The organism is Streptomyces sp. WI03-4A, from assembly GCF_033792105.1.
GTDB classification, from domain to species: domain Bacteria; phylum Actinomycetota; class Actinomycetes; order Streptomycetales; family Streptomycetaceae; genus Streptomyces; species Streptomyces collinus_A.
In genome coordinates this window covers 1-15,511 of record NZ_JARAUO010000047.1, presented here as the reverse complement: position 1 = coordinate 15,511, position 15,511 = coordinate 1, and the positions used below count along the sequence as shown (strand labels likewise).

Below are 15,511 nucleotides of genomic sequence, written 5' to 3'. Positions count from 1 at the left end.
GCCACGCCCTCCCGATGCCCCGGTCCCGTCAGTACGGGCGGCGGCGGGGGCGGGTGAGGGAGCGGGCCACGCAGGACGGGATCACCGCGCTCTCCTCGTGCGAGCCCGCCCGGTAGGCGCTCGGGGTCTGGCCGACCAGCTCGGTGAACCGGGAGCTGAAGGAACCGAGCGAGGTGCAGCCGACGGCGAAGCACACCTCGGTGACGGAGAGCTCGCCGCCGCGCAGCAGCGCCTTGGCGCGCTCGACCCGGCGGGTCATCAGATAGCTGTACGGCGTCTCGCCGTACGCCTTGCGGAAGCTGCGCTGGAAGTGGCCCGGCGACATGTGGGCGCCGCGGGCCAGCTCGGCCATGTCGAGCGGCTCGGCGTACTCGCGGTCCATGCGGTCGCGCACCCGGCGCAGTCGTACCAGGTCCTCCAGGGTCATGCCCCTCAGCTTGGCACGCCCGGTACCCCCGCGGTGCCGGACGGGCGGGGTCCGCTCACGTCAGGGGTCCGCGCACGCCACGGGGGCCCGGCCGGAAAACCGGCCGGGCCCCCGTCGGGGAGAAGTGCCCTCAGGCCTTCTTCGTCTCCCAGAAGATCTTGTCGATCTGGGCGATGTAGTCCAGAGCCTTCTGGCCCGTCGCCGGGTCCGTGGACGCCTTGGCGGCCGAGAGGGCCTTCAGGGTGTCGTTGACCAGCTGGTGCAGCTCCGGGTACTTCTCGAAGTGCGGGGGCTTGAAGTAGTCGCTCCAGAGCACGGAGACGTGGTGCTTCGCCAGCTCGGCGCGCTGCTCCTTGATGACAGTGGCACGCGCCTGGAAGTGCGGGTCGTCGTTGCCGGCCATCTTCTCCTGGACGGCCTTGACCGACTCCGCCTCGATGCGGGCCTGGGCCGGGTCGTACACACCGCAGGGCAGGTCGCAGTGCGCGCTGACCTTGACCGTGGGGGCAAACAGGCGGGAAAGCATGGAGCATTCCTTCCTCGTGATCGTCTTCTCAGGTGCGACATTACTCCCTGGGAGACGTGTTTTCCTGAGTGCCCCCTAGGGCTTAGGACAAAAGTCCAGGGTCAGACTGAGACTGGTGGAGGAACGGACCGGGGAGGTGCCGGTGATGCCGGAGCTGTCGCAGGAGACCGAGCGGGGGAGGGCCGGGGCGCCGTTCGGGCTGGCCGAGGTGACGGGCCCGTCCATGGTGCCCACGCTGCACCACGGGGACCGGCTGCTGCTGCAGTACGGGGCGGCGATCAGGGCGGGGGACGTCGTCGTCCTGCGTCATCCCTTCCAGCAGGACCTGCTGGTCGTCAAGCGCGCCGTGGAGCGGCGCGAGGGCGGCTGGTGGGTGCTCGGGGACAATCCGTACGCGGGCGGGGACAGCACGGACTACGGGGTGGTGCCGGAAGAGCTGATCCTGGGCCGGGCGTGGCTGCGCTACCGGCCGCTCAAGGACGGTCAGCGCTCACCGCTCGCACTCGCCCGCTGGGTGCTCGGCGCGGCAAGGCCGCTGCTGCCCGACCGGTCGGCCTCCAGACGCTTGCGGGCCCGGTAGGCGGCCACGTTGGCGCGGGTCGCGCAGCGGTCCGAGCAGTAGCGCCGGGAGCGGTTGGTGGACGTGTCGAGGTAGGCGTTGCGGCAGGGCGCTGCCTCGCACAGGCCGAGCCGGTCGACGCCGTACTCGGTCAGGTGGAAGGCGAGGCCCATCGCCGCGATCGCCGCGTAGCCGGCGGTGGCGTTGGACGGGTGGTCGGCCAGGTGCATGTGCCACAGCGGGCGGCCGTCCTCGTCCCGGTGGTCGTGGCCGGAGATCTGCGGGCTCACCGGGAACTCCAGCAGCAGGGAGTTCAGCAGGTCCACGGCGAGGGTCTCGTCGCCCTGGTCGGCCGCCTCGAAGACGCCCCGCAACCGGCCCCGCACCGAGCGGAAGCGGGTCACGTCGGCGTCGGTGGCGCGGCGGGCCGCCGACGCGTTGCCGCCGAACAGGTCGCGGACGGCCTCGACCGAGGTCAGGGCGTCCTTGCCGCGGACCGGTTCCTCGCTGTTCACGAGCCGTACGGCGTAGTCCGAGTAATAGGCCAGTTCCACTTGTAGTCCTTACGAGGGCGCTCTATGGTCGTGTCTGCGGTCGGGTAACAGCCGGTCGTGCTTCCAGGGTATTACGCGGACGTGAGGAGACGGGGCTTCCATGACGACCGGTACCGGAACGGACTGGGCCGCCTGGCAGGAGAGCTGGGACCGGCAGCAGGAGTGGTACATGCCGGACCGCGAGGAGCGGTTCCGGATCATGCTCGACATGGTCGAGGCGCTCGTGGGCACCGCCCCGCGCGTGCTCGACCTGGCCTGCGGCACCGGCAGCATCACCGCCCGGCTGCTGGCCCGGTTCCCCGCGGCACCAGCACCGGGGTGGACCTCGACCCCGCGCTGCTCGCCATCGCGCGCGGCACCTTCGAGGGCGACGACCGGGTCTCCTTCGTCACCGCCGACCTCAAGGACCCCGACTGGCCGGCACTGCTGCCGTACGACTCCTACGACGCGGTCCTGACCGCCACGGCCCTGCACTGGCTGCACAGCGAACCCCTCGCGGCCCTCTACGGTCGGGTCGCGGGGCTGGTCCGCGACGGCGGTGTCTTCATGAACGCGGACCACATGATCGACGAGAGCACGCCGCGGATCAACGCGGCGGAGCGGGCCCTGCGACATGCCCGTATGGATCAGGCCAAACGGGACGGGGCCCTGGACTGGGCCGAGTGGTGGCAGCTCGCGCAGGCGGACCCCGTCCTCGCCGGGCCCACCGCCCGCCGCTTCGAGATCTACGGCGAGCACGCCGACGGGGACATGCCGTCCGCGGCGTGGCACGCGCGCGTGCTGCGCGAGATCGGGTTCGGCGAGGCCCGGGCGGTGTGGTGCTCGCCGTCGGACACGTTGCTCCTCGCGCTCAAGTAGCACGCGAGAGGGGCGGTACGAGGATCGACGTGGATCCTCGTACCGCCCCTCTCGCAGGGGTCCTACAGCACCTTGGACAGGAAGGACTGCGTCCGCTCGTGCTGCGGGTCCGTCAGCACGTCCCGCGGATGGCCGGATTCGACCACGACGCCGCCGTCCATGAACACCAGGCTGTCGCCCACCTCGCGGGCGAAGCCCATCTCGTGGGTGACGACGACCATCGTCATGCCCGACTCGGCGAGGTCGCGCATGACGTCGAGGACGTCACCGACCAGCTCCGGGTCGAGGGCCGAGGTCGGCTCGTCGAACAGCATCAGCTTCGGGTCCATCGCGAGGGCCCGGGCGATGGCCACGCGCTGCTGCTGGCCGCCGGAGAGCTGGGAGGGGTAGTTCCCGGCCTTGTCGGCCAGGCCGACCCGCTCCAGCAGCTGCATGGCGCGCTCCCTGGCCTGGCTCCTGCTGACGCCCTTGACCTGGACCGGCGCCTCGACGACGTTCTCGGCCGCGGTCATGTGCGGGAACAGGTTGAAGCGCTGGAAGACCATGCCGATGTCCCGGCGCTTGAGCGCGACCTCGCTGTCCTTGAGCTCGTACAGCTTGTCGCCCTTCTGGCGGTAGCCGACCAGCTCGCCGTCGACGTACAGACGGCCGGCGTTGACCTTCTCCAGGTGGTTGATGCACCGGAGGAAGGTGGACTTGCCGGAGCCCGAGGGGCCGATGAGGCAGAACACCTCACCCGCCTTGACCTCCAGGTCGATGCCCTTGAGGACCTCGACGGGCCCGAAGGACTTGTGCACGCCCTCGGCCTTGACCATCGGGACGGTGGAGTGCCGCACCACGGAGTCCGTGATCGTCTTGTCGGTCATGCCGTGACCTTCCTGCTCGAGAAGGTCGTGAGGTGCGCCCTGACCTTCTGCCACGGGGTGGGCGGCAGGCTGCGGCTGGAGCCACGTGCGTAGTACCGCTCGATGTAGTACTGGCCAACGCTGAGGATCGACGTCATGATCAGGTACCAGGCCGCGGCCAGGAAGTACATCTCCACCGGGGCGCCCGAGTTCTGCCCGATGTCCTGGGCGTAACGGAACAGCTCCGGGTACTGGACGGCCGCCACGAGCGAGGTCGTCTTCAGCATGTTGATCACTTCGTTGCCGGTCGGCGGCACGATCACCCGCATGGCCTGCGGGATGACGATGCGGCGCAGCGTCTTTCCGTGGCTCATGCCCAGCGCGTGGGCCGCCTCGGTCTGGCCCTCGTCCACCGCGAGCAGACCGGCCCGGCAGATCTCGGCCATGTACGCGGCCTCGTTCAGGCCCAGGCCGAGCAGCGCCGTCAGCAGCGGCGTCATGAAGTCCGACCAGTAGTCCTTGTAGATCGGACCCAGGTTGATGTACTCGAAGACGAGACCCAGGTTGAACCACAGGAACAGCTGCACCAGGACCGGGGTGCCGCGGAAGAACCAGATGTAGAACCACGCGATCGACGAGGTCACCGGGTTCTTCGACAGGCGCATCACGGCGAGGCCGACGCCGCCGAAGATGCCGATCACCATCGACAGGACCGTCAGCAGGAGGGTCTTGCCGACACCGGTCAGGATCCGGTCGTCGAAGAAGTAGTCAGGGACCGCGTGCCAGTTGATCTTGCCCTGGCCGAACGCGTAGACGATCGCCACGAGGATCGCGATCGCGATGACGGCGGTGACGTACCGCCCGTAGTGGCGGACCGGGATGGCCTTGATGGCCTCCGGGCCGGCCGGCGGGGTGTCCGCCGGCTCCGCCGTCTTCTTCATGTCAGTCACGGGTGTTGCCTTCCAGTGGCCGCTCGGGATCCGCGGGTCACTTGCCACCGTTGACGGCGGACTCCTTGACGGCGCCGTCCTCGGCGCCCCACTTCTCGAGGATCTTCTGGTACTCGCCGCTCTTGATGATGGCGTTCATGGCCGCCTGGAGCGCGTCGCGCAGCTGCGTGTCGTTCTTGGCCACGGCGATGCCGTACGGAGCCGCCTCGACCTGGTCGCCGACGACCTGGAAGTCCTTGCCGCCACCGGAGGTCTTCACCGCGTACGCGGCGACCGGGAAGTCGGAGGAGGCCGCGTCCACGCCGCCCGAGCGCAGACGGGTCTGGGACTGCTGGTCGTCGTCGAACGGCTCGATGGTGAGCTTCTTGCCCGCGGGACACTTCTTGGCCTCCTGCTTGGCCAGGTCCTCGGAGACGGTGCCGCGCTCGACGGCGAGCTTCTTGCCGCACAGGTCCGACCAGGACGTGATGCCCTTGGTGTCGTCCTTGCGGGTGTAGATGGAGACACCGGCGGTCAGGTAGTCGACGAAGTCGACGCCCTCGCCCACCTTCTTGCCGGTGTCCGGGTCGACGCCCTCCTGGCGGTTCTTGTTGTCCGTCATCGCCGACATCGCGATGTCGTAGCGGCCGGAGCGCAGACCCGTGAGCAGGGCGTCGAAGGTGCCGTTCTCGAACGTGAGCTTCACGCCGAGCTGCTTGCCCATCGCGGCGGCCAGGTCGGGGTCGAGACCGACGACCTTGCCGGAGGAGTCCTTGAACTCCACCGGGGCGTACGCGATGTCCGAGCCGACCTTGATCTCGCCCTTGTCGCGGATGTCCTTGGGAAGCTTGTCGGCCAGCGGGGCGTTGCTGGTGGACGCACTGCCGGAGTCGTTGTTCTTGTCCTTGGTCTGGTCACCGCAACCGGTGAGCAGCAGGGCTCCGGCGACCGCGATCGCACCGACCGCGGCCAGACGGGAGTGCGCGGCGGTCGTACGACGGGTGGAGCTTGCGGTCATCGTGGTTCCTCCGGCGAATGGGAGAGGTGCCGATGGGTCGACGGAAACACACACCATCGGGTGTCGCGACCTCGTGGGTTTACGGCATCTTGCCATTCGGACTACGCCATTCGAGGGCGTCGCTATGTCAAAATCGGATAACGGGTGATCCCCGAACACGATCAGGTCCCGTCACGACGGGCCGTCGGACCCGCAGATCTGCGGAAATCCATCAGCGAAGCCGGAAAATCTTCGGACCATCTCACGATGTGGTCCCCCGGTGTGGCGTTGTCGACGCCCTTGTAGTTACCGACCGGTCACGACGATGGCGTGCTCGTGTCAGCCGCGTGTCACCGGGGTGTGGCGTTCTGGTCCGTGATGTGACCTTGCACCTAATGGACTCGTCGTGACCGCCGTCCGTCCGGTAAGAAGGTTCTTTACACCCCTCATCCGGGGCTCAGGGCGCGTGTGCGGCGCGCCCGTCGCGTCGGTCCGTACGTATCAGCAATCGGACCCGGCGCGGTGCCCGCCCACCCCTCACCAGGAGTGGTCGACCCTCAAACCATGCATACCTAAGGGGTACAACAAAGTGGCAGCGGAGATCGTCAATCCTCGCAGCGACAACGGCACGGATCAGGACGGGGCCGAGCCCCTCGATTCCTTCGATCCGGCGTTCGCGCTGCACCGTGGCGGCAAGATGGCTGTGCAGGCCACCGTGCCGATCCGCGACAAGGACGACCTTTCCCTCGCGTACACGCCCGGCGTCGCTCGCGTGTGCACCGCGATCGCGGAACAGCCGGAGCTTGTCAACGACTACACATGGAAGTCCTCCGTGGTCGCGGTCGTGACCGACGGTACGGCCGTGCTCGGACTCGGGGACATCGGTCCCCAGGCCTCCCTCCCCGTGATGGAGGGCAAGGCGATCCTCTTCAAGCAGTTCGGCGGCGTGGACGCGGTGCCGATCGCGCTCGACTGCACGGACGTCGACGACATCGTCGAGACCGTGGTCCGGCTCGCTCCCTCGTTCGGCGGAGTGAACCTGGAGGACATCTCGGCGCCCCGGTGCTTCGAGATCGAGCGCCGGTTGCAGGAGCGCCTCGACATCCCGGTCTTCCACGACGACCAGCACGGCACGGCGGTCGTGACGCTGGCGGCGCTGCGCAACGCGGCGCGGCTGAGCGGACGGGAGATCGGCCAGCTGCGGGCCGTCATCTCGGGCGCCGGCGCGGCCGGTGTGGCCATCGCCAAGATGCTGGTCGAGGCCGGCATCGGGGACGTGGCCGTGGCGGACCGCAAGGGCGTCGTCTCGGCCGACCGCCAGGACCTGACGCCGGTCAAGCGCGAGCTGGCCGGCTTCACCAACAAGGCGGGCGTCACCGGTTCGCTGGAGGACGCCCTCGCGGGCGCCGACGTCTTCATCGGCGTCTCCGGCGGTACGGTCGCCGAGTCCGCGGTCGCCTCCATGGCGAAGGGCGCCTTCGTGTTCGCGATGGCCAACCCGAACCCGGAGGTGCACCCGGAGGTGGCGCACCGGTACGCGGCGGTCGTCGCGACCGGTCGTTCGGACTTCCCGAACCAGATCAACAACGTCCTCGCCTTCCCCGGCATCTTCGCCGGTGCGCTGCAGGTGCGGGCCACCCGCATCACCGAGGGCATGAAGATCGCCGCCGCCGAGGCGCTGGCGTCCGTCGTGGGTGACGACCTCGCCGCCGACTACGTGATCCCCTCGCCGTTCGACGAGCGGGTCGCTCCCGCGGTGACCGCGGCCGTGGCGGCGGCCGCCCGCGCGGAGGGCGTCGCCCGTCGCTGACGCGGCGCGTCAGCCGACATCGCGCGAAACGGCCCCGTCCCCACGGACGGGGCCGTTTCGCGTTCCCCGCCCCGTTCCCGCTCCCTGTGTCCCGTCCCGGTTCGCGTCCACCCGTCGGGACCGCTGCGCCGCACGGGTGCCGTCACGCAAGAGGGCATGTGTCACAGCCCCCTGCGGTTTCGTCCGCTGCACGGCGCACCTATCGTCGAGCCATGTTCGCTGCCTACGCCGCCCGAATCGACCGCGACCAGCCGCTGACCGGACTTGAGTTGGGGGAGCGCCCGGCTCCCGAGGCCAGGCCCGGCTGGAGTACCGTCACCGTGCGGGCCGCCTCCCTCAACCACCATGACCTGTGGTCCCTGCGCGGCGTGGGCCTCGCAGAGGACAAGCTGCCGATGATCCTCGGCTGCGACGCCGCCGGTGTCGACGAGGACGGCAACGAGGTCGTCCTGCACTCCGTCATCGGCCAGACCGGCCACGGCGTCGGCCCGAACGAGCCGCGCTCCATCCTCACCGAGCGCTACCAGGGCACCTTCGCCGAGCAGGTCGCCGTGCCGACCTGGAACATCCTGCCCAAGCCGAAGGAGCTGTCCTTCGCGGAGGCCGCCTGTCTGCCGACGGCCTGGCTGACCGCGTACCGGATGCTCTTCACCAACGCCGGGGTGCGGCCCGGTGACTCGGTCCTCGTGCAGGGCGCGGGCGGCGGTGTCGCCACGGCCGCGATCGTGCTCGGCAAGGCGGCCGGCCTCCGGGTCTTCGCCACCAGCCGGGACGAGGCCAAGCGCAAGCGGGCCGTGGAGCTGGGCGCGGTCGAGGCGGTGGAACCGGGGGCCCGGCTGCCGCAGCGCGTGGACGCCGCCATCGAGACCGTCGGCGCCGCCACCTGGTCCCACTCGGTGAAGTCGCTGCGGCCCGGCGGCACCGTCGTCATCTCCGGCGCCACCAGCGGTGACCGGCCCTCGCACGCCGAGCTGACCCGCATCTTCTTCCTGGAGCTGAAGGTCGTCGGCTCCACCATGGGCACCAAGGAGGAGCTGGAGGACCTGCTGTCCTTCTGTGCCGCCACCGGTGTGCGGCCCGTCATCGACGAGGAGCTGCCGCTCGACCGGGCCCGCGAGGGCTTCGAACGGCTGGCCTCCGGCGAGCAGTTCGGCAAGATCGTGCTGACCAACGGCTGACCCGCTGACCGGTCGGCGACCGCCGGCCGTCGGCCGCTTGGCGGGGGGCTCAGTGCCGAGCCGGGACGGACCACCGGTCCGTCCCGGCCGACGCGCGGCGGGTCAGACCTTCGGGCCGCGCAGTATCGCCCCGATGTGGGCGGCCGCCGCCGACAGGTGGCGGCGGGCGTCGCGGACCTGGTCGTCGCTGACGCCGTGGTCCCGGGCGGCGTCACGGATGCCGTCGCGGAAGCGGTCGAGCAGCCGGTCGAGGTCGCGGGCCGGGTCGCCGGTGGTCTCCTCGTGGGCCCAGGCCGGCTCGTACTCGGCGGGGAAGTCCTCCGGAGTGGAGAGGTAGTCGGGCCCCGTCGCGGGGGCGGACTTCCGGGGGCCGTCGGCCGGCTCCCCCGAGGCGCGGCCGAAGCCCCGGTCCCTGCCGAACTCCTTGCCGTAGTCCTTGCCGAACTCGCCGAATTCCTTGGCGAGTTCGGTCAGGCCCTCGCGCACGCCGGTCGGCCAGTCGCCGCGGGTGAAGTGGTCCTGCACGCGCTCCTGGACCCGGCGGGCGATGCGCTGCACCTCCTCCTGGGCCTGCGCCCGCGCCCGTGCCTGGGCCTCCTGTGCCTGGTGGCGGGCCCGCTGGGCCTCCTCGCGGGCCCGGCGGCTCTCGTCCTTGGCGCGGCGGGCCTGCTCCTTCCACTCCTGCTTGGCCCGGCGCATCTCCTCCTTGGCGACGCGCCACGCCTCCTTGTCGCCGAGGTCGCCGAACTCCCCGAAGGGGCCCGTCCGGTCGCCGCCGGCCGTGGTGCCCCGGCGGGCCTCGGAGGCGGCCGCCCGCACCTCGCGCCGCAGGTCACCGGCGGCACCGCGCACGTCGGCCCTTATCTCCGCCGCCAGTTCGGCCACCGACTCGCGGATCTCCAGCTCCAGGTCGGCGAGCTCGCCGCTGCGGTCGGCCAGCTCGGCGCGGCCGGCGTCGGTGATCGCGTACACCTTGCGGCCACCCTCGGTGGTGTGCGTGACCAGGCCCTCGGCCTCCAGCTTGGCCAGCCGGGGGTAGACCGTGCCCGCCGAGGGGGCGTACAGGCCCTGGAAGCGTTCCTCCAGCAGCCTGATCACCTCGTAGCCGTGGCGCGGGGCCTCGTCGAGCAGCTTGAGCAGGTACAGGCGGAGGCGGCCGTGGGCGAAGACGGGGGGCATGTCAGAGCACCTTCTTGTCGGTCGTGCCGTCGGCCGGGTCGCGGGTGGCGTCGGCGCCCTGGCCGGTGACGGGATTGTCCCCCGGGACGGTCTCGGATCCGGTCGCCGGGTCGGGCGCGGTGTCCGCGGTGGGCCCGGACTCCCAGGCGGCGGCCGGTTCGTCCTCCCCCGGCGGGCGGCGCAGCAGGGCGATCGAGCCGGAGACCGTGGTGGCCCGCAGCTTGCCGTTGCCGTCACCGAGGCGGCCGGTGATCTTGTGGGCGCCCCACTGGCCGTGCACCCGCAGTCCGTCGAAGGCGTTGGAGATGGTGCCGCTCGCGGTGTTGGCCTCCACCTCCGCGTCGGCCGGGTGCGGCAGGCGGATGGCGATCTCGCCGGAGACGCTGGTCAGCCGGACGTCCGTGGGGCCGTCCGGGTCCAGGTCGATGATCATGGAGCCGCTGACGGAGTCGGCGCGGACGGCGGAGCCCGAGCCCTCGACCACGGTCAGGTCGCCCGAGACCGAGTTGAACCGCAGATCACCGGTGACGGCCTGGGCCTCCAGGTTCCCCGAGACGGTGTCGGCGCGGACCGGCCCGGACAGCCCCACCAGGGTCGTGTCGCCCGTGACTCCCTTGACCACGGCAGGGCCGCTGATGCCGGAGACGACCGCCCCGGCGCCGACCACGCCCACCTCCACGCGCGTGTCGGCGGGGACCGCGAGCGAGACCACGGCGCTGCGCCGCCAGCCCTTGCGGTCGAGCCACTTGAGGAAGCCCTTCCAGGGCAGGTCGTCGTAGGCCACCGTCAGGGTGCCGCCCTGCTGGGTGACCACCAGGGGTGGCCCCTCGATGTCCGTGACCTCCATGCGGGCGGAACCTTCGTCGGTGCCCACGACGTTCACCGTTCCGTTGACGATGCGTACGTGCAGGTCGCTCACCGGAGTGTCGAACGTGAGCTTCCGGGGCTCGGCGACGGACCACTCGGACATGGGGAGCCTCCTCGGCCGGACACGGTCGCGACTCTCGCGACACGCCATATCGCGTCTTCCGGGAAACACGATATATCGTGGTCACGGAAAGTCAAGGCACCTGTTCGTGCGACGGGCGGCCGTCCGTGCCACGCGCGCCGTTGCATACGCTGGTGCTGGACCATCCACCGCGCGGCCCGTCACACGACCTGGGGCGCGGGCGGCACGCAGGCGGACACGCAGGAGAGGCAGCCATGTACTTCACCGACCGCGGGATCGAGGAGCTGGAGAAGCGGCGCGGCGAGGAAGAGGTCACCTTCGAGTGGCTTGCCGAGCAGCTGCGCACGTTCGTGGACCTCAACCCCGACTTCGAGGTGCCCGTCGAGCGGCTCGCGACCTGGCTCGCCCGGCTCGACGACGAGGACGACGAGTAGGGCCCGAGCGGTCCCCGCGTCCGGTCCCCGCGCCCCGGCCGCAACGGCGATCATCAGCCGTATCGTCCGTCTGCCCTCCCTCTCAGCTTTCTCCGGCGTTAGCCTTCTCCTCCCATTCCAGCGAACGGGGGCGTCATGGGTGGAGGGCTCGAACGCGTACGGCTGGACGACGGGACCGTCGTCTGGGCGAGGATCGGCAGGACCGGCGAGGAGGCCCTGGACGAGGGCGGGTACTGGGACACCGGCCTCGGTGACCGGGTCATCGGCATGGCGGGCGGCCTCGCCGGCACGGTCGGGGGCGTCGTGCGCTCCCTGCGCGCCGGTCTGGACACACCCACCCCGGTCGAGGTGTCCGTCAGCTTCGGGATCGAACTGACGGCGCAGTCGGGCACGGTCGTGAGTGCCATCGCCGGTGGCGGCGGCACGTCCTCCCTGACGGTGTCCCTGACCTGGACCGAACCCGCGGCGGCCGGGGGTGGCACGGACCCCGCCGCACCCGGGGGTTCCGTCGTACCGCCCAGGTCCCCGGCCCCCGGCACCGCATGAGCGCCTTCGACGAGTTGGTGCGCCCCTCGCTCGCACGCATCGGCGCACCGGGTGACGGGTATGCAACGGACCGTGACGCCTACTGGGGGTCGGGGTTCTTCATCGCCCCGGGCTGGCTGTTGACCTGCGCCCACGTCGTGGGGAAGGGGGGAGCCGCGGTGTGCCGAGGGGAGAACGCCCTGCGCGTGACCTGGGAGGAGCGCACCACCGCCGGTGACCTGCGGGAGCGGACCGGCACCGGGACCGCCGTGCTCCTCGCGCCACGGCCCGGGCCCGGCGAGCCGCCGCGCGACCCCTGGCCGTTCCCCGACCTCGCGCTCGTCCGGGTGGCCGGCGCCGACGACGTGCGCTGCCTGTGGCTGAGCGACCGGGAGCCCGCCGCCCGCGCCCCCGTCGGGCTGTACGGCTGGTCCGTGCAGACCGGTGAGCTGGGCGTCAGGCACGGCACCGGAGAACTCACGGGTTCCGACGCGCGGGCGCTGCTGCTCGGCGGCAGCCTGCCGATCGGCGGACTGTCCGGTGGGCCCGTGCTCGACCTCCGGCACGGCGCGGTCGTCGGCGTGATCAAGGGCCGCCGGCGGGAGGAGGGCGTCGCCGTCCCGGTCACCGCGCTGCACGAACTGCCCGACCCGCGCGAGGGCCGCGCCGGGACGGACGTCCTGCGCGAGGTGCTGCGCGCCCACGACCTGCACCACGTCCGCCTCCTCGACGACCCCTCGTCGTACGCCCACTGGACCGCCCTGCGGGCCGGACTGCCCGCGCTCGCGCCCCCGGTCACCGGCATCGGCGCCGAGCTGCGCACCCGGCTCTACGGCCACCTCGCCGAGCTGCCGCCGCCCGCCGGGGCGGGCGAGGTCGTCCACCTCGTGGAGGAGGTCAAGGAGCAGGTGCGCGGCGAGCGGCTGCGCTCGCTGGTGCTGCGGGACGTGCGGACCTGGCGCGAGGGTGCCGCGCTGCTGCACGGGCTGCGCACCCTGGAACCGGGCGGCGGCGGCACACTGGTGGACCTCGACGCCGTCCTGCTGTACGCGGCCAAGGCGGTCCGCAGGGCCGTGCGCGACCACCCCGGGTCCGTGGACCCCGCGCGGCTGAGCGCGTTCGCCCACTGGCTCGCCGGGCAGGCCGACGGCCACCGGCACTGGGCGGTCGGCGAGGCCGTCCGGGCCCTGCTCGAGGGGGTCGACGCCCCCGCGGGCGACGGCCTCGGCCCCGCCGCGGCACCGGCCGCCGCACCACCGGCCGCGGCGCCGCCCGGCACCCGCACCGACGTCCTCGTCAAGGTCGGGGCGCCCATGTACGACGGGCGCCACCCCTGGACCGTGCAGCTGATCCACGACGGCCTCGACGTCACCCCGGTCGACGCCGACGACCGCGGGGCGCGGGCCGAGGACCTGGCCGGGGCGCTGCGCGCACCGCTCGCCCGGGCGCTGGGCCAGGGCGACCACGACGAGCACCTGGCCGCGATCGAGGTGTTCCTGCCCCGCGCCCTGTTCGACCTGCCGGTGGACGAGTGGCAGCTGCTCCCCGACGCCCCCGCCCCGCCGGACCCCGCGTACGGCTCCGGCGGGTGGACCGCCACGGACGGCGGTGGTGGTGACACGGACTTCGCTGCCGACGGCTTCGGCATCGGCATCGACGACGCCATCGACGACGACGACTTCGTCGACGAGCGGTCCATGCCGCTCGGGATGCGCCGGAGCGTCGTCGTACGGGACGTGCGGCGCAACGCCCGGCCGCCCGCTCCCGAGTGGCGCAAACGCTGGCGCGGCGCGGTCCGCGGACCGCTCGCGCACGAACCGCTGCACGGCCGCTCCCCGGCCGAGGGCCACCCCGCCCAGGTCCGCCCCTCGGGCCGCTACCCGTACTACGGCGCCCTGTCGGCGATGGACGACACGTCCGTCCCGGTCTACTGCGGTCCCGTCGGCAGCGGGGAGGGGCAGGCGGCGATGAAGGACGCGCTCATGGCCGGGCACTCGGTGGTGCTGTGGCGGCGCGACCGGCACGACCACGAGGAGTGCCGGGACTTCCACCGGCAGGTCGCCCATGTGCTGGGGACGGCCGGCAGGGCCGAGGGGCTGCACGAACAGGTGCGCGACCTGCGGATCAGCCTCTACGACCCGGACACCGCCCGGGAGCGGGGCCTGCGCGGGAAGCTGGCGGTCCTCGTCGACCCGCCCGACCGGCCGCCGTACGCCGCCGAGACGATGCGACCACCTCCGCTGGCCGCGCCCGGCGGCTGACCGGTCCGGCACGCCGGCCGGACAGCCCGTCAACCCGCTTGCCCCGCAAGGCTGTTCGGAGGTCCGGAAGTGAACGCCGGGCGCTTCGAACCTCGGCAGACACGGTCGCCTGACGGTAGCCTCGTACGTCGGACGGCCGGGTCCGCTGCATGATCACCAGAGCCGGGAGGAGCCCAAGGTGAACGACTGGCGGATCTACCGCGGAGTGGGCCAGCCGCACGACGGCATGCTGCGGTTGCCGGCGCCGCCGCCCTGGCGCGACTTCACCGCCGCACGGGACGGCGAGGAGACCGGCTCCGAGGACCCCAGCAGCGCCCGCCGGCTCGGCGTCCGCCGCCGCATGGTCGAGAACTACGCGCCCCGGCCGGCCGAGGTGGACGCGGTCAACGCGGCCCTCTACCTGCGCCGCCCCCTGCTGGTGACCGGCAACCCGGGCACGGGCAAGTCGACGCTGGCGTACGCCATCGCCCACGAACTCGGCCTGGGCAAGGTGCTGCGCTGGCCCATCGTCAGCCGCACCGGCCTCCAGGACGGCCTGTACCGGTACGACGCCATAGGCAGGCTCCAGGACGTCCAGCTGGAGCGGGCCCGCGGCGGCGAGGGCACGACGGCCGCCCCCGGCATCGGCTCCTACATCCGGCTCGGCCCGCTCGGCACCGCGCTGCTGCCCGCCGCGCAGCCCCGCGTGCTGCTCATCGACGAACTCGACAAGAGCGACCTCGACCTGCCCAACGACCTGCTCAACACCCTGGAGGAAGGCGAGTTCTCGATCCCCGAGCTGGAACGGCTCGCGGACCGCGAACCCGTCGTCGAGGTGCTCACGCACGACGGCGACCGGGTCCCCGTGCACGGCGGCCGGATCGCCTGCACCGCCTTCCCGGTGATCGTCCTGACCTCCAACGGCGAACGCGACTTCCCCGCCCCGCTGCTCAGGCGCTGCATCCAGCTCGAACTGGACCCGCCCGGCGAGGAGCAGCTCACCGCCATGGTCGAGGCGCACCTCGGCGCGGACGGCGTCAGCGCCGGAGCGGACCTCATCCGCAGGTTCCTGGAGCGCGAACCCGGCGAGGTGCTCGCCGCCGACCAGCTCCTCAACGCCCTCTTCCTCACCCGGCACGACCCACGGGCGCAGAGCATCACCAGGGAACGGATCGCCGAGATGCTGATGCAGCCGCTCGACCGCACGAGGTGATGGCCGGATGCCCGGGATCCGCCTGGACGAGCTGATCGGCAAGCTGCGCCAGGGCGGGCTCGACCCCACCGCGGAGGACGTGGCGGACGCGGTCTGGCTGGCCCGGCGGCTCGGCGCCGCACCCCCGAGCGAGGCACGCGGGCAGCCCGCCGGGACCCTCGACGGCGCACCGGCGGCGGACACGGAGAACACCGAGGACGCGCCCGACGCGCCCGACGGGGGCGCCACGGACGACGCGCGGGGCGCCGCGGGGCGAGGTGCCGCACGCCCCGCAGACGGTCCGTCGCC

Annotated in this window: 16 protein-coding genes and 1 pseudogene; 9 read left to right on the top strand and 8 right to left on the bottom strand. The window is 72.0% G+C overall.

Going from position 1 to position 15,511, the window contains the following annotated elements:
- Nucleotides 1-28 precede the first annotated feature (28 nt).
- Nucleotides 29-427, bottom strand: coding sequence for a helix-turn-helix transcriptional regulator (locus PV343_RS33965; RefSeq protein ID WP_020942187.1), 399 nt, complete (start codon nt 425-427; stop codon nt 29-31).
- Between the two features lie 130 nt (nt 428-557).
- Nucleotides 558-953 (bottom strand): superoxide dismutase, Ni, encoded by a 396-nt coding sequence (sodN, locus tag PV343_RS33960; protein WP_020942188.1) that lies wholly within the window; start codon nt 951-953, stop codon nt 558-560.
- A gap of 145 nt (nt 954-1,098) precedes the next feature.
- Here sodN and sodX point away from each other — a divergent pair, with 145 nt between their 5' ends.
- Nucleotides 1,099-1,533, top strand: a complete 435-nt coding sequence (gene sodX / locus PV343_RS33955; protein ID WP_319150927.1) for a nickel-type superoxide dismutase maturation protease — start codon at nt 1,099-1,101, stop codon at nt 1,531-1,533.
- Here sodX and PV343_RS33950 read toward each other — a convergent pair.
- The gene (locus PV343_RS33950; protein ID WP_319150878.1) at nt 1,437-2,066 is read right to left on the bottom strand and encodes a CGNR zinc finger domain-containing protein; all 630 of its coding nucleotides are present in this window, start codon (nt 2,064-2,066) and stop codon (nt 1,437-1,439) included. The two genes, sodX and PV343_RS33950, sit on opposite strands and share 97 nt — an antisense overlap.
- Nucleotides 2,067-2,166: 100 nt before the next feature.
- Between PV343_RS33950 and PV343_RS33945 the strand changes: the two are divergent.
- Nucleotides 2,167-2,924 (top strand): annotated as a pseudogene (locus tag PV343_RS33945) (class I SAM-dependent methyltransferase).
- 62 nt (nt 2,925-2,986) lie between these two features.
- Here the strand turns inward: PV343_RS33945 and PV343_RS33940 are convergent.
- Genes PV343_RS33940 through PV343_RS33930 form a run of 3 tightly spaced genes read right to left on the bottom strand, consistent with a single transcriptional unit; the run spans nt 2,987 to nt 5,716 of the window.
- A complete protein-coding gene (locus PV343_RS33940; protein ID WP_319150877.1) occupies nt 2,987-3,790 on the bottom strand; it encodes an amino acid ABC transporter ATP-binding protein in 804 nt (267 codons plus the stop codon).
- Nucleotides 3,787-4,710 carry an amino acid ABC transporter permease gene (locus tag PV343_RS33935; RefSeq protein WP_319150926.1) on the bottom strand — a complete coding sequence of 308 codons (924 nt, stop codon included), beginning with the start codon at nt 4,708-4,710 and terminating at the stop codon, nt 3,787-3,789. Before PV343_RS33935 ends, PV343_RS33940 begins: the two co-directional genes overlap by 4 nt.
- Nucleotides 4,711-4,756: 46 nt before the next feature.
- Nucleotides 4,757-5,716, bottom strand: coding sequence for an ABC transporter substrate-binding protein (locus tag PV343_RS33930; RefSeq protein WP_319150876.1), 960 nt, complete (start codon nt 5,714-5,716; stop codon nt 4,757-4,759).
- A gap of 568 nt (nt 5,717-6,284) precedes the next feature.
- On the opposite strand from PV343_RS33930, the gene PV343_RS33925 reads away from it, so the two are divergent.
- Nucleotides 6,285-7,505: an NADP-dependent malic enzyme gene (locus PV343_RS33925; RefSeq protein WP_319150875.1), complete on the top strand. Its 1,221-nt coding sequence runs from the start codon at nt 6,285-6,287 to the stop codon at nt 7,503-7,505.
- Nucleotides 7,506-7,717: 212 nt separating this feature from the next.
- Nucleotides 7,718-8,683, top strand: coding sequence for a zinc-binding dehydrogenase (locus tag PV343_RS33920; protein WP_319150874.1), 966 nt, complete (start codon nt 7,718-7,720; stop codon nt 8,681-8,683).
- 102 nt (nt 8,684-8,785) lie between these two features.
- On the opposite strand, the gene PV343_RS33915 is transcribed toward PV343_RS33920, so the two are convergent.
- Together PV343_RS33915 and PV343_RS33910 are read right to left on the bottom strand one after the other, a co-directional pair.
- Nucleotides 8,786-9,862 (bottom strand): PadR family transcriptional regulator, encoded by a 1,077-nt coding sequence (locus tag PV343_RS33915; protein WP_319150873.1) that lies wholly within the window; start codon nt 9,860-9,862, stop codon nt 8,786-8,788.
- A gap of 1 nt (nt 9,863) precedes the next feature.
- Entirely contained in the window at nt 9,864-10,832 is a 969-nt protein-coding gene (locus tag PV343_RS33910) for a DUF4097 family beta strand repeat-containing protein (RefSeq protein ID WP_319150872.1), read from the bottom strand.
- 233 nt (nt 10,833-11,065) lie between these two features.
- Between PV343_RS33910 and PV343_RS33905 the strand changes: the two genes are divergently transcribed.
- The 5 genes from PV343_RS33905 to PV343_RS33885 form a co-directional block, all read left to right on the top strand.
- Nucleotides 11,066-11,245 carry a DUF6104 family protein gene (locus PV343_RS33905; protein ID WP_003992906.1) on the top strand — a complete coding sequence of 60 codons (180 nt, stop codon included), beginning with the start codon at nt 11,066-11,068 and terminating at the stop codon, nt 11,243-11,245.
- A gap of 135 nt (nt 11,246-11,380) precedes the next feature.
- Nucleotides 11,381-11,791 carry a CU044_2847 family protein gene (locus PV343_RS33900; protein ID WP_319150871.1) on the top strand — a complete coding sequence of 137 codons (411 nt, stop codon included), beginning with the start codon at nt 11,381-11,383 and terminating at the stop codon, nt 11,789-11,791.
- A complete protein-coding gene (locus tag PV343_RS33895; RefSeq protein ID WP_319150870.1) occupies nt 11,788-14,031 on the top strand; it encodes a trypsin-like peptidase domain-containing protein in 2,244 nt (747 codons plus the stop codon). Before PV343_RS33900 ends, PV343_RS33895 begins: the two co-directional genes overlap by 4 nt.
- Before the next feature lie 178 nt (nt 14,032-14,209).
- The gene (locus tag PV343_RS33890) at nt 14,210-15,223 is read left to right on the top strand and encodes an AAA family ATPase (protein WP_319150869.1); all 1,014 of its coding nucleotides are present in this window, start codon (nt 14,210-14,212) and stop codon (nt 15,221-15,223) included.
- Between the two features lie 7 nt (nt 15,224-15,230).
- Nucleotides 15,231-15,511 (top strand): hypothetical protein (locus PV343_RS33885; RefSeq protein WP_319150868.1); only part of this gene is annotated, 281 nt, incomplete at its 3' end.

Coding starts and splice junctions, on each gene's coding strand:
- PV343_RS33965 (WP_020942187.1), bottom strand. CDS start 427: ATGACCCTGGAGGACCTGGTACGACTGCGCCGGGTGCGCGACCGCATG.
- sodN (WP_020942188.1), bottom strand. CDS start 953: ATGCTTTCCCGCCTGTTTGCCCCCACGGTCAAGGTCAGCGCGCACTGC.
- sodX (WP_319150927.1), top strand. CDS start 1,099: ATGCCGGAGCTGTCGCAGGAGACCGAGCGGGGGAGGGCCGGGGCGCCG.
- PV343_RS33940 (WP_319150877.1), bottom strand. CDS start 3,790: ATGACCGACAAGACGATCACGGACTCCGTGGTGCGGCACTCCACCGTC.
- PV343_RS33935 (WP_319150926.1), bottom strand. CDS start 4,710: ATGAAGAAGACGGCGGAGCCGGCGGACACCCCGCCGGCCGGCCCGGAG.
- PV343_RS33930 (WP_319150876.1), bottom strand. CDS start 5,716: ATGACCGCAAGCTCCACCCGTCGTACGACCGCCGCGCACTCCCGTCTG.
- PV343_RS33920 (WP_319150874.1), top strand. CDS start 7,718: ATGTTCGCTGCCTACGCCGCCCGAATCGACCGCGACCAGCCGCTGACC.
- PV343_RS33915 (WP_319150873.1), bottom strand. CDS start 9,862: ATGCCCCCCGTCTTCGCCCACGGCCGCCTCCGCCTGTACCTGCTCAAG.
- PV343_RS33910 (WP_319150872.1), bottom strand. CDS start 10,832: ATGTCCGAGTGGTCCGTCGCCGAGCCCCGGAAGCTCACGTTCGACACT.
- PV343_RS33905 (WP_003992906.1), top strand. CDS start 11,066: ATGTACTTCACCGACCGCGGGATCGAGGAGCTGGAGAAGCGGCGCGGC.
- PV343_RS33900 (WP_319150871.1), top strand. CDS start 11,381: ATGGGTGGAGGGCTCGAACGCGTACGGCTGGACGACGGGACCGTCGTC.
- PV343_RS33895 (WP_319150870.1), top strand. CDS start 11,788: ATGAGCGCCTTCGACGAGTTGGTGCGCCCCTCGCTCGCACGCATCGGC.